The sequence below is a fragment of the Vibrio sp. 10N.261.55.C5 genome, assembly GCF_041470505.1.
GTDB lineage: Bacteria > Pseudomonadota > Gammaproteobacteria > Enterobacterales > Vibrionaceae > Vibrio > Vibrio crassostreae_C.
In genome coordinates this window covers 162,922-179,057 of record NZ_JBFRMS010000007.1, presented here as the reverse complement: position 1 = coordinate 179,057, position 16,136 = coordinate 162,922, and the positions used below count along the sequence as shown (strand labels likewise).

The following is a 16,136-nucleotide window of genomic DNA, read 5'->3' as shown; positions in this document are numbered from 1 at the left end:
GCTCATGACTCCTTTTTAAGCGCCTCGATAACGTAATATTGGATCTCAGTGGTTCTATCTGGCGCGCCGCTGATGAGCGCGCCTGGCACGAAGATCACGAGGTGGTGCACTTGCGCGTATTCTTTCAAGAGTCGCCTGAGATCCGTATCAAAGGTCGCCAGTTGCGCGCTGTGCTCTTGATCGTCGAGGTTGGCTTCAATGAGTTGGTCTTGATATTGCGATAACGTTTGTTCGAGATCGAAGACCACGATTTGAGGCGCTGTATTGAGCTTGATGGCTATCAGGGTGAACATCATTAACGCTATAGCCAACAAGGCATAGATAAGACGTGGGTGACGGATGGATTTCATTTGGCCTCCTTGCCATAGATGAGGGTATTAAAGGTCTCAATTTCCTTTCCGTAAAAATGCTCGGCGGTTTGATTGACTGCTTGCATCAGTGATAGGCCTTGGTTCATCAAGTTTTCACAGTATTCAAACTCATGCGGCTCTGTTGAAAGGCATGCTCGGGTAAAAGGGTCGGCAAACAAGCGATGAAAGGTGGTCACATCCCCGGTTTTTAGCATGACAGAGCTGTAACCGGCGATGGAGGACTTTTCAAAGCTCTTGATGACAAACTGCTCATAGGGCGAAAAGTGTGAAGGGTTGTCTTTGATGAATTTTGTCAATCCACTGCCTTGACGCAGAGTGATATGAATATCGGAGTTATTGAACGCGGCGAGCGCTTCGGGTGTGCTGTAAAAATCCTCAATACCTTGCGTCACGGTGCAGAACGATCCCCCAAATTTTCGGGCGGTGCGGTAACCGGTGTTGATGAATTCTTGCGCCTGTGCATTAGAGCCCGCCATCAGAGACCACGCCTCTTCAATGATGCACATCTTCGGCGTTGAACGAGAGCCAGACAGGTACATCTGCTGAGTAATGCTCGACATCAGCGCAAAAATCACCGGTCGCATGATGTCCGAGGGAAATCCGTCCAGTTCAATGGTGGTAAAGTGGACATTGGGATCCAGCATGGACGGTTTATTGAAGGTGTCCCCGTAGATCCCCTCTGAGCGGTATTTATTCAGTTGCATGGCGATATCAGAAAGGCGGCTATCACCGCCCTGTTTTTCGGCCGCCGCAAACAGCGCTTCTTGAACATGGTCAACCAACGTCTCGCTTTTGTGTGCCTGCCAAGCCGTAATGATGCAATCCCCGAGAACCGATTTTTCAAAATCCCCCATTTCATGCGTGGGGCAGGCCATGGTCGCAAAGAGTCCGGTGATGGTGTGCAGCGTTTCCTTAAGAGGGTTGACCTGTTCGCCTTTCTCATCGGTATAGTCATCCCCCATAGCAATGCGTTCCAGGTGAGTAAATGGATTGAGGTAAATCTTCTCAGCCGTCATGTAGTGTCCGCCAAGCATCAAGGTGAGCTTTTTAAAGCTCTTTCCTTTGTCTAACGCCCAGATTTTGCCGTTCATGGCAAAGAGGGTTTCGGCGAGCTTTTGCACAAAGAAGGATTTTCCTGCCCCGGAGCCTCCGGTCAGGGCGATGTTGTAGTTATCTGAACCACAATTAAACGGATTAAACCAAAAGGCTTGTTGGCGCATGGTGGGCAGCATCATACCGCCACTGAAATTCTTTACGTCCATCACTAGAGGCAAGAGGTTGGCCACATTGCCGGTTTTTACGGTTTGAATGCGTCCAGCACGGTCGCAATCGGCCCAAAACCCATCGGTCATCATGAACGGTAAGGTCGTCATGAGCGCTTGGCCTTGCAGCATCGAGACGGTTTGTAAATCAATCCCGCCAGAGCGAAAGGCGTTAATGGCCGTAGTGCGGTGCAGCCGCTCGGATTTTTTGTTGGTAAATAACGTCAGCGTCAGGTGCATGTATGCCATGCTGTTGATGCCATCCGACATTTCATCTCGAATTTGCTCACGTTCGGCCTGCTCTTTCTTCGCTTGAGGGAAGAAAAATGCCATCGGGGACTTGAGCGTTTTTTCCAACTCTCCAATGCGCCCGCCATTTTTGGTCGCAAAACTGCCCGATTCTTGATGGCGAAAATTGAGTGTCATGAGGTGTGGACATTGCACATTTTTAGCCACGCTCTTTAAGGACGCAAAACAATCGGGCAAAGCGTACAGGCGGAAAGTGCGAGGCGTACTGCGTAAGCCCAAGGAAATGATCCGCGAGGTCACCGTTTGATGTTGGCGGTTACTAAAGCGAACGTCGGTGTAATGTCGGCGCGTTAAAAACTCGGTATCAGGAGAGAGGGCTTGTTTGTAGATAAACGCTTCGGGAGCATAGTCAGATTCACGAGGGGCGGTTTGTGTGGGGTCAAAATTGAGAATGCCTTCGACGTAGTTGATTAAGCCTTCGGGGGTAAGCGGCGTGAGCTCCAGTCCAATTTGGGATAAAGACGTGGTGAGCGCCTCTTTGCAATCCAACACTTGGTCAACATCGTCGGTACTGGAGACAAACAACCACGCGCTGTAATCTTTGATGTCAAAGTAATGCTTCTGACGATGAAAAAAGCCGTGGTGAGCCGCAAAGTTGGCGTAATCGGCTTCTTGTTTTGCTAATTCACCGCAAATACCCGCACGAGCGGATTTCAACGCGGCATTTTGCTCAATCAAATGACTCACGCGGTTGTGGCCCATCATGGAAAAATGGTAATCCCATTTATGGCCAGTCGGTAAATCCATGATGAGACGGTTAAACGCCTCCACCATATCGTCATTCGCCCCCGCTAAGACGCTTAATTTGAATCCAAATCCTACGCCTTTTTTGTTATGAAAGAGGCCGTCCTGCGCATCAAAAGTCCGGTAAGGCAGCTCAGAATGCAGGTGGTTATATTCACGTTTGGCTTCTTGATAAAAACCCTTTAAATATTTTGATACGCCCATGACGTTAATCCTTTTTGATAGCCTGAACAGGGCGACCTGTCCAGGTAGACTCGTCTAACACAATGTAAATATCCATTGTGTCGAGGTAAGTGGTGGTGTCATCCGAAGTAAAGGGAAAAACCACCACCTTCCTAACCGTGTCTTGGGTTCGAATCGGGTGGCCTTCACGCGTGCGTCTTGGCAGTAAGGCAAAAGGGTGGGAAGCCAGGACGTTAGCCTCGACGACTTGTTGGGTGGTTGGGTGGGTCGAGATGTTGCGAATGTCATCCATGCTGGCGCAGCCGGGTGTCCCGCCGATTTTTTGGCAGCTGAATTCATCTTGAAAGCCCGCCGAGCAGCCGGCGAGGGCGGCGCTGATAAGCAGCGCGGTGAAAAGTTTGATAGTCATAAAAGCCGACCTTAATTTAGTTGTTGGTTAACTTCTGCCGCGAGAGGGTTGAGGGTGATGGTTTCTAAAAGGGTGTCCGGTTTTGCTTGCTCTTGCTCTTTTGCTTGATAATCAACATAGCGTTTGATTACTTCCTCATCATCGAGAGGGAACCCTTTCGTAAAGACGATATTCACGATGCCCCCTGGATTGATTTCGATGAAGGGGTGATATAACTCGGCTAAGGCAATGTAGTAATCCGAAAGCTTACTCCCCACGTCTGAGGTGGCATTGCCCAATAAACTTAATCCCACATCCTTGCTGTTGAGGCTCGACGTTGAGCCCAGCGCTGAGGTTGAGGTGGTGCTGGCCAATCCCGCCCCCGTCTCACCCAGTCCGGTTAAGATGCCTGAGATGCCCGCCATTTGGACGATTTTACCGTTACGCAAAATTGAAGTACCACGGATGCCATTGCGGCCAAAGTTAAAGACGGTGCCTTGTACAGGAATGTCTAAAATGCGACCGTCCCGAATGCAACTGAGGGTGTGAGTGCGCGCCACGCCGCGATTGGAAGAGAGGTCACCGTACACGCTCCCAATAATGGTGCAGTCTTTGAGGTGGCTCTTTTCTCCATTGGGCAACACGCCTTCATGCACGGTTTGAAACACGATAGGCGCGGTATCGCTTTGACCGAACGCTCCGGCATTGGCATCCGCGCCACCGGTGATTTTGGCGGTCACAAAAGTGCCCGACGGGACGTAATTGTCGACGGTGCGTTGATACGCTGACTCTGAGGAGGCTGTCCAAAAAAAATCAAACGAGTCAAACGCTTGTCCTTGGTCATCAAACGAGGCCTTATCGGCGTTGCTGTATTGAAAGCTCTCTTTTTGCAGATCATTGGTGGCGTAAGAGGGCAAAGGTTTGGGAGGAAGTGGGCGCGATCCAAACGGCGCAGGCTCTCCCATGACGGTGAGGTGACGGGTTTCCTTTGAGGCTGGTGATGGGGTTGATGGCAAGGCGACGGCGCGCTGCACTTCTTGATGGCGGCGTATTTCATCGCGTAAGGTTTCGTTCTCTTTTTTCATTTGTGTGAGCGTATTTTCATTGCTCGTTATCAAACGTTCGACGTCTCGATTGAGGTTTTCCATCTTCTCTTTTACGTCTTCAATGTCTTGACCTTGTAAGGTCAAGGCTGAGCGGTTGTCTTTGTCGGTAAAATCATCAGTAATGATTTCCCCAAAATTGGGGGCTGACTCAACGACCTCTTGCGCAATATCAAGCGAGGAGCGAGGTTGTTTAAAGGCTTTAAATGCAAAAAAAACCGCGACCAAGAGCGCAACGGTCAATAAGCTGAGTATTTGGTTGCGTTGCTTACTTTGCTTATTGGCATTGACTCCATCCTCTAAGTCCGACTCTCTTAAAAGCCACTGTTTAAATCGTCTCATTAGTGTCCTCCTGTGATGATGTACAGATGGGTGGAATCACCTGGGGCCAAGGTATAACGATCAAGCGAGGCGCTCCGGCTGGCGTAACTGTAAAATTGCGCTTCGGTCAGTGTCACGGTGTCACTGGATTGATTTTTAACTTGATAAATAAGCCCTGAGAAAGGGCGACCGACAAACAGGGTTTGCGGAATAATGGCCAGTGGTGACGTGTCTTTAGGGAGTGTCTCTGGGTCAATCGGATGGACACGAAACCCTGGGATAGGCGTCTTGGAGCGCTGCCAATGTATCATTTGTTTGGAGAGTTGCCCCAAGGCCAAAGGGTATTCGAGATCTTTTTCAAAGACACTTTTCTCTTCAGTAGAGCGAAGCGAAATGAACTCGCTGACCACCGCAGGGACGGCTTTAGGATTAATAAAAAGCGAGAAATTTTGGCCTTTTTCTGTGGTGACGTGCGCGGTAAAAGGCAAGGCGATGTTGAGTTTGACGGTAATAGAGCCCGATTGGTCTCGTTGATTGGCTTTAGCGAGACAAAATCCTCTAGGGCAATGAAGGTTTAATATCTTGTCGTCTTTCACCACTAAACGATTGGTGTTGACTGAGGATAAGGGCAACACAATGGTGTCATTTTGCTCAAAATAGTAGGTCTTTGCGTCAATCGTATGGGCGTGGCTTATGATGGGTAACAACAAACCAACAAAAGCATAAATCAAGCGTATTTTCATAACGGTATCTCTTTAGCTATGGTGTGAAGTTCAATCAAGCCACTTGAATAATTGGCTTGGAGTAGATACGTCACGGGCTCAGGGTCGAGTGTGCGCCCCGCGATGGTTTTGTTGAGTGTGCCTCTGACCCGTATTTTCATTTCATTGAGATTGATAGACAGCGTGTCAACTTCAAAAAAACTGGTGACGTCGTTCTCGATGATAAATTCGGCTTCTCGCATTAACTTGTCTTGTAAGCCGCTCCAGTATTTAGGCGGCACGTAGGTAATGAGTAAGTTGAATTGACGTTTAACGTTAGAGGGCGTGACATTAAATTTTAGGTGTATCCACCAATCGGCCATCATAGACAGATACGCTTCATCAACCGCATCGCTTGAGATCGTAAACGCTCGGTCGATATGAGGTGGCACGAAGGTGCGCTTTTCCGCTTGGTTTTGGCTTAATAAAACAAAACTCAACCCAGCGGTTCCTAAGGCGGTGATCAACACCACCGCGGTGAGGACGTAATTGATAAAGCGAGCCGCTTTAAGCGCCTCGCCGTTATGTTCATTGAGCATCAGTAAATCCAATATTTTTTTGTGGCGGGGGGCGTGCGTTTAAAAATGGTTTTATTCGCTGTGTCATCCCCATACCAGTGGATGAAGTGAATGATGAATTTGGGGCCGTGTCGGACTTTTAAGCTGCGAATGGTGAGGAAAAATCCGATACACACGGCGACCGCGACCAACCGATTGATGTTGAACAACATCAAAAACAACAAGATAGAAGGGAGTATTTCATCGATTGGAAATCCGACTATTTTGACGTCGGTTTGTAAGTAGTTTGGAAAAGCGAAGAGGGTTTGTTTGTCTTGATGATCCATGGTGAAATAAGGCGAATAGTTTCGCGCTCTCCTTATGTGGTTTATAAGCCTACAAACCTACAAACCCTTTACCGACTTCCCAGAACACCACGCCAACGAAAAAGCCGATGATGCCACCCACCCAGTTCTTTTGCATGATGCCAACGATGATGCCGCCAATCAGGCCTGCCACCAGAATGTAGAACTCGCCAGAAGACCCCGTTCCGACCGTGTTGGTCACGGTATCTTTACCACTGGCAAAAAGGTCATCAGCGCAAGCGGGTGACGCACAGGCAAAGTAGACGGCCATGAGCGTACAAAAGTGACGCCAATACGTAAGAGGAAGGTTGAAGCGTGAGGTTTTATCTTTCATGTGGTTACCTTTAAATGTAAATAAAAGAGGCACGACATCGCACCGCCTTTATCAAAAGGGGTGTCGTGCATCTGGTGGGTTGAAAAATGGACGTTGTTAGTTCCCCATATTTTGGGGAATGCTTTGGGCCGCATGAGTGAAGGTGTTGCCGTTGAGCCCCATGGTTCTTCTCGATTACATTAAAGGCAACAAGGAAGCGTTTACATACTTCAAACCGCGATTGCGACTGACGTGTTGTTTCCAATTTTGAGGGGTCATGATCGTATTCTTGAGTTTACGATAATGTTTTTTGCGAGCATTCTTTGATGGTGGTGGCGTGAGTTGACGGACTGATTGGGTTTGTTTTTGAACCGAAACGAAATGAACACCTTTCCAATAGAAAGGAAAGGGGAGGCGGTCAGTAAAAGGCAACAAAGCAGCAAATGCCATGTATTCACGCCCGACCGAGCCCAGTTCTTTGAAGCTGACAAAATCCCCTTGTTCAACAAAGCGGTCCAATAAACTCACCGCCTCATCTTCACGACAATATCCGTATACAATTTGCATTATTTAAACTCCTTTTAAGGACATTGTTTTGCTCTTTTAAAAGAACAAAACAATGGGCTCTCTCTCAAGAGCCGTGCTACAAACTGGCTTGTGCATTCTTGTAGTAGAATACGCACACCCAAAGGGTGTGGTGTCTGGTATTCCCAAGTAACTCTGTTGAACCACTCAACCAGCATGCTTAATTGAGTAGAAAAACAGCCTTGGACGTCGCCCCAGATAAGGCTCCTGAACTTTTTAGGCATATTACGCAGGCCTGCGCCCATCGGCGGCGCTTTTTGCAATAGTGAAGGCAGCCACTCTTACGGTGATGCGGGTGTTGGTATGCAGATGGAATAAAAAGCCGACGAATGTGTTTTTCGACTTTGAGTTCAAAGACTGCGATATCAACGTAGTCAGTATTAATCAACATTAATGGGGAAGACAATGTTTGAAAACATCGGAAACGCACAATGGACTTGGGGTTCGATAGCTCGTGAAAGAACGGGGCCAAAAGGGTTTTCTGAAGAACATGCTCTGATGTATAAGGCGGAAACGGTCTGCTATCCTGGTTGGGCTCCAATAGGCTAAACCAGGAGTACTAGCAACAACATCTTTTCGTTGTGGATTAAGGTAAGCTTTATGACGTTTTTGTGAGCGTCTCACTAATCCGCTCGTGAGTATAACCATGAGCTAAAGCCCAGCGATGGAGATCTTCAATCGGCATAGGTTTGGCGTAATAGTAACCTTGATGTTGAAAGACGCCTCTGAATAAAAGCCCTTTAGCTTCGAGTTTATTTTCAACTCCTTCCGCTACTAGATTGAGATCTAATTGTTTAGTCATCTTAATATACCCATCGAGAACAGCGGACTTTCCTTCATCAATGGACCGTGTAAACATTTTGTCTATCTGGAACCGCGTGTTTTCTCTGGAATTTTTTGTCTCAATCCTGTCTACGTTCATGGGTAAGGCAAGCCGATTGTAAGAGTCGTACTCTATACAATATGCAACGTTATTAAACGTTTGACACCGATCTCCCACATCGTTAATCTGTAACGGCACTGGCAAAATCCAGTGCCGGGCGTAGGAACCCGTTTTGTTTTTCTCAAGGCGCATGGACGTCAGCTTTTTGCTGGTTTTTTTCATGTGCGGCTTCGGCACATCTAAACATGGTGGCTTTGCTTATCTATTAAGCAAAATGCATCTGAATTATGGTGGGCTGGGCAGGGCAGCTTCGGCTGGCCGTGTCCTTGAGAGCGGTATTCCTACCCCTGTTCAGTTCACCACCCGAAGCGTAGGAACTCCGAGTGGTGATTTAGCAGGCTAAATCTCAAGGAGGCCATCATGCCAAATCTAACAATCCTTTCTAAAGACATCCGCACACTTGATAATTTGTATTCGTTAAATGACCTGCATAAAGCGAGTGGTGGACACAATCGACATCGTCCAAGTATTTTTATCAAGAATCAGCAAACTCAAGAACTGGTTAATGAAATTGAGCAAAGCAGTAATTTCTGCTTTGCTGTAAACACCAAACGTGGCGGTAGTAATGCGGGGACTTGGGTATGCAAAGAACTTGTTTATTCTTATGCAATGTGGGTTAGCCCTAAGTTTCATCTAAATGTCATTCGTGCGTTCGACAGTATGCCCACAGCTGCAGCTCTTCCAGCTCCAACCGTTCCGCAAGACCTCTCCTTAAACGACTTAATTTTTGAGTTGGCGAAGGCGAAAAACGTAACAAGCCAAAATGTTCATGTGTACTACAATGCCGTATTCAACACCAATACTTGGTTCCAAGAGCATGGATTCGAACATGCGTTGGCAAAAAGAATATTAAAACAAGACTTGGCAAATGAGTTGCGCAGTCAAACCCCTGAACTACAATTCCTTAAGCAACAAGCTAGAGAGAATGGTTTAGCATTAGTGGATGAAAGTGAATATCAAAGCTTCCAAGGCCGAATGCAAATGCAGCAAAAGCAAATCGAGAAGTTGGTAGATGATGTAATGGCGTTAAGTCGAAATCATAGTGCGCTAACAAGACATGTTCTGTGATAAGTATTACTAATATTTAGTAACTCAATGGAAGAGTGATGATCTACTTGAAATCTACTATGATTAGATTTGATGAAATTTGTCATGCTTCCTTTCAATCTCCTGAGAAGCTACAAGAACATTTAGAACTGATAGCTAAGGTAAAGGTGTATATCAGTTGGTAGACCAGAAAGGCAACTTTGAACGTAAGGCAGACCAAAGCGACAAGCTTTCGTGTCATAAGGACTATCTCCATATACCTCGATGATGCTTGGAGTGTTTGTATTAACTGCGACATGCAGTTTTGTCTGCACTCTACGTTGGCCATCCGTACTATGCTCTAACCTAAATATAAGTCGATGACCCACCCAGTGGTATTGAGAAGATTCTCTTCACCATAAGGGTTTTCGTGAAGACTAAATCAGTGAATATACCTGCACTATCACACTTACTTTGTTTAAGTCGGATCCATCCACTTCTAGTTTCTTCATTAATTTAAAAGGTCAGAGAGTTCGTTTAATAGCCGCTTGATTGTGTTGCTTCAAGTTGATTTTTATAATGAGGCTAAGGTATATGATTAAGACGTATGACGAGTGTAGTTGATTAGATCGTAGGTTCGAGACTTAGCGTCATTGAACTATGCTACAAAGCTTTACGTAGAGCAAAATAAACTGAAATAATTTCAAAATTATTTTCAAAGATGGCTCTATTGAAGTTTCAATATAAACAAAGGCTTAGTTCTTAATTGTTCGTTATGTGAACATGACAGTTGACGATGCGATGATCAGATCCATCAAATGGGATTACATTAAAAACACTTTTCTAACTAATATTCACTTCGAAGCAGCGAGACGCTGTATTAATTTGAATAATCCAACAAATATCATTATTAAGTTATTCGTTAGATTATTTACTCCTTATATTTAGTAACAAGAGTAAATTTGTCATGGACATTATTTCTAATCTGTTTGACATGGCACCATTTGTCGCATTATTTATTACACTCTCATTGGGTTATATGGTTGGTAAAATTACTATCGGCCGATTTGTTTTAGGCGGGGTAGCCGGAACATTATTAATGGGCGTAATTATTGGACAATTTGGTGTTCAGATTGATCCCGGCGTAAAAAGTATTTTCTTTGCGCTCTTTATTTATGCTGTGGGTTATCAAGGCGGTGCGCAATTCTTTAAAGCCCTTAACTTCAGAACCATTAACATTCTGCTCTCTGCGGTTGTTATGACGGTTTCAGGCTTATTATGTGTGCTTGCTGCTGCGTGGTTATTTGACCTAGATAGAGGTACTGCTGCAGGTCTAGCGGCTGGTGGCTTAACTCAATCTGCAATCATTGGTACTGCAGGCGATGCGATTGCACGTTTAGGCGGCGTATCCGAAGAAGCCAAACACCTAATGCAAACTAACGTCGCTGTTGGTTACGCCGTAACATATATCTTTGGTTCTTTAGGTCCAATCTTGATGGTGACTTGGGTATTCCCAACGCTCATGAAGTGGGATATCCGATCTGAAGCTATCGCTCTAGAAGAGAAAAACTCGAACGGCAAACGCGATTTAGCAGACGGCGAATTTAACGCGGTAACCGCTCTAGTGACACGTGCTTTTAAAGTAACTAACGACGATAAACTGATTGGGAAAACGCTAGCACAATTGAATCAATCATCACTTGCTGCGTGTATCGAACTTATTGAGCGCGACGGAAAAGAGCTAAGTGCAGACAAGTTCACAGCGCTTAAAGCAGGCGACCTTGTTGTGGTTACCGGCCGTAGAAATGCGGTTCATGAGCTACAGAGCGAGGCACAAAGCAATGAAGTAGCATTACCGGAAAGCTATGAAGTTATTGAAGAAAATCGTCAACTTATCGCTGATAACCGCAAGCTAATAGGTCGCTCGCTAAAAGAAATCAAAGACAGCTCAAATCAACGCTCATTCCGCGGCGTGTATGTGACAGACTACATGCGTGCAGGTACTTCAGTGGCCATTACTCAAGACCTTATTGTTGAGAAGAACGATGTTATCCAGCTAACGGGTACGGCTCAAGACATCAACCGAGTTGAAAAATACATCGGTAAGCGAATGGGTTCTGCGACTATGACTGACTTCATCGTACTCGGTTTCGGTATGGTGTTGGGCCTTCTTATTGGCTTAATTAGCTTCAAGATTGCAGGTATTCCCGTAACGATTGGTTCTGGTGCAGGTTGTTTGATCTCTGGTTTACTTGTTGGTTGGTTACGTAGCCGAAACCCACATGTCGCTCAGTTCCCAGTGGGTGCAGCAAACTTCATTCGTGACTTTGGTCTAGCGGCATTTGTAGGTATTGTTGGCCTACAAGCAGGCCCCCAAGCGGTTGATACCATCAAAGAACACGGTATGTCACTTCTGTTCTTGGGTATGGCAGTCACCATCATTCCACAGATTATTTCATTCTTCTTCTCGTACTTTGTATTGAAGATCAAGAACCCAGTAGAAGCGTTAGGTTGTGTGACTGGTGGTCGAAGTGCAAACCCAGCATTCGCAGCATTGATGGAAAAAACAGGCAATGCAACGCCAGTATTCTCTTTCACTGTGACTTACGCAGTAGCCAACGTGTTACTGACTCTATGGGGACCAATTATCGTCGGCATTATTACCGTTAATGCGGGTATGTAATTAAAACCGCGAACTCATTATAGATTTAAAACAATTATCAACTTATTAACAGACCTACCCAATCAAAAAATAGGGTAGGCCTGAATAATCACACTTAAGTAAAACACTTTATTTAATTAGAAGTGTTTAAGATTAAATTATTAGGTAAATATTATGACTACAAAAAATACTACTATCGACTTTTCAAAATTCGCTAATTTAAGCCCGTTTGAATTAAAAGACAAATTAATTGAAGTCGCGCAAACAGTACCAGACCGTGCTTTATTAGATGCAGGCCGTGGTAATCCAAACTTCCTAGCAACGCTGCCACGTAAAGCATTTATTCGTTTAGGTGAATTCGCAGTAATGGAAGCGGAGCGTACATACTCATATTTAGACGGTAGCTTTGGTGGTATTCCAGATGGTGTTGGTATTGTTGAGCGTTTTGATTCTTACGCAAACAACAATCAACAGAACCCAGGTGTTCAATTCATTGAAAAAGCTCTGAGCTACGCAAAAGATCGCTTAGGTATTGAGAAGCAAGTGTTCTTAAATGAGCTTGTGAATGCGTACTTAGCGTGTAACTACCCAGTACCACCACGCATGTTGACGAATATCGAAAGCGTAGTAAAACAATACATTGCAGAAGAGATGTACGGTCCAATGCCAATGACGACGGATTTCGATCTGTTTGCAACGGAAGGTGGCACTGCATCAATGACGTACACGTTCCAAACCATGTTTCACAACGGTCTACTAAAGAAAGGCGATAAGGTTGCGTTGATCACACCAATCTTCACTCCTTACTTAGAAATCCCTGAGCTTTCAGAATACGAACTAGAGATTGTAGAGCTTCGTTTAGATGAGACAACATGGCAGTTACCTATGTCTGAAATCGAGAAGCTTGAAGACAAAGACATCAAACTGCTGTGTGTGGTGAACCCTGCAAACCCTGCATCAGTGAAGTTCTCTGATGAGACTCTGAATAACCTATCAGACTTCGTGAACACACAACGTAGTGATCTGTTCATTATCACCGATGATGTGTACGGCACATTCGCAGACGATTTCGTTTCTCTGTTTGCCAAACTTCCATACAACACGCTTTGTGTTTACTCATTCTCTAAGTACTTTGGTGCGACAGGCTGGCGCCTTGGCTCGATTGCGATTCAACACAATAATGTGTTCGATGATGCAATGCGTAGCCTACCAGAAACGCGTCAACTTGAACTGGATGAGCGTTACAAGACGTTAGACCCAGAACCACGCGGTATTAAGTTCATCGACCGTATCGTTGCCGACAGCCGAAGTGTTGCACTCAACCACACAGCAGGTCTTTCACTACCACAACAAGTTCAGATGGCACTGTTCTCATTGAATTGCCTAATGGACTCAGAGCAAAACTACAAAGAAGCGTGCAAACGTATCATTCGCGAGCGCTACAAAACGTTGTACAAAAACATGGGTGTAGAAATTGAAGAAAACAAAGATCGTGTGGACTACTACACATTGCTTGAGCTCGACACTTTGGGCGGCAAATTGTACGGCCCAGCTTTCGTTGAATGGTTCAAAGCGAATGAAAAGGGCAAAGACTTCCTGTTCCGACTTGCACACGAAACAGGCGTTATTTTGCTTCCTGGCAAAGGCTTCGATGTAGTTCACGCTTCTGTTCGTGTGTCACTGGCTAACCTGACTCACCATGAGTATGAACTAATTGGCCGCGCAACTCGCAAGGTGTTAGACGAACACTTCTCTGAGTTTCAAGGCGCATAAGTTCTAATCAAGCTTAGAAGTGAATACATGATTTTAAGTCATCGATGTTCAAATCACTAAGAATAAGCCTCGGCGATGTCGAGGCTATTCCGACCAAATAAGCACAGTGTTCAAGTAGCTATCTATTGGATGCAATCGTTGTGTTTATTTAGTCGCCAAATCCAAGCGAAATTCATTCCGACAAAATCAGAAGAGCGGCGTATGAAAAGTATTATTTCTATTCAATCTCACGTGGTTTATGGGCATGCAGGCAACAGCTCTGTGGTTTTTCCAATCCAAAGAATGGGACTCGATGTGTGGCCAATCCATACTGTTCAGTTCTCGAATCACACTCAATATGAGCAAGGTTGGACAGGCCAAACATTTAGTTCAGACGATATTCGACACTTAATTCGAGGCTTAGACAACATCAGTGCATTGAAAGACTGTGGCGCAATCCTTTCGGGTTATCAAGGAAGTGCAGACCAATGCAAAGCGGTTGCCGAGGCGGTTAACCTCATTAAAGAAAAGAACCATAGCGCACTCTACATTTGTGACCCTGTAATGGGCGACCCGGACAAAGGTTGCATTGTTGATGATGGCGTGAAAGCGGCTATTGTCAAACATTTGCTGCCCATAGCTGATGTCATCGTGCCAAATCAATTTGAGCTGAGCGAATTGACCGATACCAAAATCGACTCGCTTTATGATGCGGTTACGGCCTGTAAGAAAGCGCTGGAACTTGGGCCAAAAATGGTGCTCGTGAAACATCTGCACTCATTATCCGATGATGCGTTCAGCATGATCCTAGCAACGAAAAAAGCATGCTATTTAGCCCAACGACCGAATATCGAATTTGAGAAACAGCCAGTTGGTGTTGGCGACCTTATCTCTGGCCTATTTACTGCGGGATTAATGAAAAGAATGTCTCCGGTGGCTGCATTTCGTCATGCAAACAACGCTGTCTATGGTGTGTTGGAGCTGACTAAGAGTTATGGCACTTGGGAATTACAAACGATTAATGCTCAATATGAATTTGTTGAGCCGACCCACGATTTCAACGTGGTCAAAATAGGCTAGAGCGATTAACTCCAACAGTGCTTAAGGTCAAGCTAAGGGGGGCGACTATTCGATGGGTAGCGTCCTACAAACGAGATTACGAATTAAGCCGGATACTAGCTATATTACGACCACAAAGAGACGGACTTCACTTTACCCTATTTATTAACCTCTCTGTTTTTTAGGTTCCTTATTTATTAAACAGAGTCTCTGAATCATTTTAGAGAACACTAAATGAGCCTAAATATGAACCGTCTAATCTCTTCGGGTCTTACCGTTGCTTTGTCATTCCTGGTAGTGGCTTGTAGTTCACCTCACACGCTAGACGTACGCGTAAACAAAGACAATTACAAAGAAGTCACTGTAGAAGATGCATCATCAGTCGCTGAGCCATTGCGTATTTGGGCGAGTGAGTCGCCAGACTTCTTATACTCTCCAACTGATCAAACCACACCGATTACTGTATCAGGTGATCAACTGAACATCTTAGCGTTGTCCGGAGGTGGCGCAAACGGAGCTTTTGGTGCGGGTATATTGATAGGGCTTGAAGAGTCAGGTCAGCTGAAGGACTACTCCATAGTGACTGGCATCAGCGCAGGAGCGTTAATTGCACCGTTTGTGTTTATCGGGGGAGATGCGTTTTCGAAGATGAAAGAAGTAATGTTGAACATTAATGATAAATCAGTGCTCGGAAAAAAGAACTTTTTGAACACTGTCTTTAAAGATGCGTTTACCGATGGAGAAAACTTGTACCAGTTTATTGCTGAGGCTTTCCCTGAACCGATGATTGAACAAATTGCAACGCAACATCGCAGTGGCAAACGTCTGTTTATTGGTAGCACTCATTTTGATTCTGGTGAGCTTGTCATTTGGAATGTAGGTGCAATAGCAAATAGCGACATGCCAGATAAGTCTGAACTCATATATAAAGTGTTGGCCGCAAGTGCGTCTATTCCTGGCGTGTTCCCACCGCAGTTCATCGATGTAGAGCATGAAGATGAAATCTTTGAAGAACTACACGTCGATGGCGGTTTAGCGACTCAAGTATTCTTCAATCCCTCTAACTTCGACTATCAACAGATCTCAGATTCACTTGGGTTAGAAACACCACCACAACTCGATGTTATTCGAAATGGTGCGCTGAAAGCCCCGTATCACTCGTTGAGAGATAAGGGACTCGATTTGGTAGCAAAGAGCGTCTCAAGCCTGACGCTTGCACAAACGCGTGGTGATTTATATCGAATGAAATACATCTGTGAAATCAACAATATCGATATGCAATTTACTTATATGGAACACGACTTTGGTTATGCAAAACGCACCAAAGACATGTTTGATGAACATTACCTATTAACCATATACAAATATGGTTATCACAAAGCAACTCAAGGCAAACCTTGGGTAACCGAATTACCTTAATTAGGGATATTATCAAATGAAAAGAACAGCATTAACGCTACTTATCTTAGCAACCTCTAGCGCTGCAATGGCA

Annotated in this window: 15 protein-coding genes; 5 read left to right on the top strand and 10 right to left on the bottom strand. The window is 45.2% G+C overall.

Annotated elements, in window-relative coordinates:
* Positions 1–2 precede the first annotated feature (2 nt).
* From AB4263_RS01945 to AB4263_RS01900, 10 genes are all read right to left on the bottom strand, one after another.
* A complete protein-coding gene (locus tag AB4263_RS01945) occupies positions 3–350 on the bottom strand; it encodes a TrbI F-type domain-containing protein (RefSeq protein WP_102333072.1) in 348 nt (115 codons plus the stop codon).
* Complete coding sequence (gene traC, locus AB4263_RS01940) at positions 347–2,890, bottom strand: type IV secretion system protein TraC (RefSeq protein ID WP_102333073.1); 2,544 nt, start codon at positions 2,888–2,890, stop codon at positions 347–349. Before traC ends, AB4263_RS01945 begins: the two co-directional genes overlap by 4 nt.
* Positions 2,891–2,894: 4 nt before the next feature.
* Positions 2,895–3,278, bottom strand: a complete 384-nt coding sequence (gene traV, locus AB4263_RS01935; protein WP_102333074.1) for a type IV conjugative transfer system lipoprotein TraV — start codon at positions 3,276–3,278, stop codon at positions 2,895–2,897.
* Positions 3,279–3,289: 11 nt separating this feature from the next.
* Entirely contained in the window at positions 3,290–4,702 is a 1,413-nt protein-coding gene (locus AB4263_RS01930; RefSeq protein WP_102333075.1) for a TrbI/VirB10 family protein, read from the bottom strand.
* Positions 4,702–5,424 carry a type-F conjugative transfer system secretin TraK gene (gene traK / locus AB4263_RS01925; protein ID WP_102333076.1) on the bottom strand — a complete coding sequence of 241 codons (723 nt, stop codon included), beginning with the start codon at positions 5,422–5,424 and terminating at the stop codon, positions 4,702–4,704. Before traK ends, AB4263_RS01930 begins: the two co-directional genes overlap by 1 nt.
* Positions 5,421–5,981: a type IV conjugative transfer system protein TraE gene (gene traE, locus AB4263_RS01920; protein WP_102333077.1), complete on the bottom strand. Its 561-nt coding sequence runs from the start codon at positions 5,979–5,981 to the stop codon at positions 5,421–5,423. Before traE ends, traK begins: the two co-directional genes overlap by 4 nt.
* Entirely contained in the window at positions 5,981–6,286 is a 306-nt protein-coding gene (traL, locus tag AB4263_RS01915) for a type IV conjugative transfer system protein TraL (protein WP_016800278.1), read from the bottom strand. The genes traE and traL overlap by 1 nt, the downstream gene beginning before the upstream one ends.
* 49 nt (positions 6,287–6,335) lie before the next feature.
* Positions 6,336–6,638 (bottom strand): type IV conjugative transfer system pilin TraA, encoded by a 303-nt coding sequence (locus tag AB4263_RS01910; RefSeq protein ID WP_102333078.1) that lies wholly within the window; start codon positions 6,636–6,638, stop codon positions 6,336–6,338.
* Positions 6,639–6,812: 174 nt separating this feature from the next.
* Positions 6,813–7,184, bottom strand: a complete 372-nt coding sequence (locus AB4263_RS01905; protein WP_102333079.1) for a hypothetical protein — start codon at positions 7,182–7,184, stop codon at positions 6,813–6,815.
* Positions 7,185–7,800: 616 nt separating this feature from the next.
* Positions 7,801–8,307 carry an EAL domain-containing protein gene (locus tag AB4263_RS01900; protein WP_235612492.1) on the bottom strand — a complete coding sequence of 169 codons (507 nt, stop codon included), beginning with the start codon at positions 8,305–8,307 and terminating at the stop codon, positions 7,801–7,803.
* A 198-nt stretch (positions 8,308–8,505) separates the two neighbouring features.
* On the opposite strand from AB4263_RS01900, the gene AB4263_RS01895 reads away from it, so the two are divergent.
* The 5 genes from AB4263_RS01895 (at position 8,506) to AB4263_RS01875 (ending at position 16,063) form a co-directional block, all read left to right on the top strand.
* Entirely contained in the window at positions 8,506–9,213 is a 708-nt protein-coding gene (locus AB4263_RS01895; RefSeq protein WP_102333082.1) for a KilA-N domain-containing protein, read from the top strand.
* A 925-nt stretch (positions 9,214–10,138) separates the two neighbouring features.
* Positions 10,139–11,854 carry an aspartate-alanine antiporter gene (aspT, locus tag AB4263_RS01890; RefSeq protein WP_154723770.1) on the top strand — a complete coding sequence of 572 codons (1,716 nt, stop codon included), beginning with the start codon at positions 10,139–10,141 and terminating at the stop codon, positions 11,852–11,854.
* Positions 11,855–12,007: 153 nt separating this feature from the next.
* Positions 12,008–13,606 (top strand): bifunctional aspartate transaminase/aspartate 4-decarboxylase, encoded by a 1,599-nt coding sequence (locus tag AB4263_RS01885; protein ID WP_102332933.1) that lies wholly within the window; start codon positions 12,008–12,010, stop codon positions 13,604–13,606.
* Between the two features lie 201 nt (positions 13,607–13,807).
* Positions 13,808–14,665, top strand: a complete 858-nt coding sequence (gene pdxY, locus AB4263_RS01880) for a pyridoxal kinase PdxY (RefSeq protein WP_102332932.1) — start codon at positions 13,808–13,810, stop codon at positions 14,663–14,665.
* Between the two features lie 225 nt (positions 14,666–14,890).
* Positions 14,891–16,063: a patatin-like phospholipase family protein gene (locus AB4263_RS01875; protein ID WP_102332931.1), complete on the top strand. Its 1,173-nt coding sequence runs from the start codon at positions 14,891–14,893 to the stop codon at positions 16,061–16,063.
* Positions 16,064–16,136: the final 73 nt, after the last annotated feature.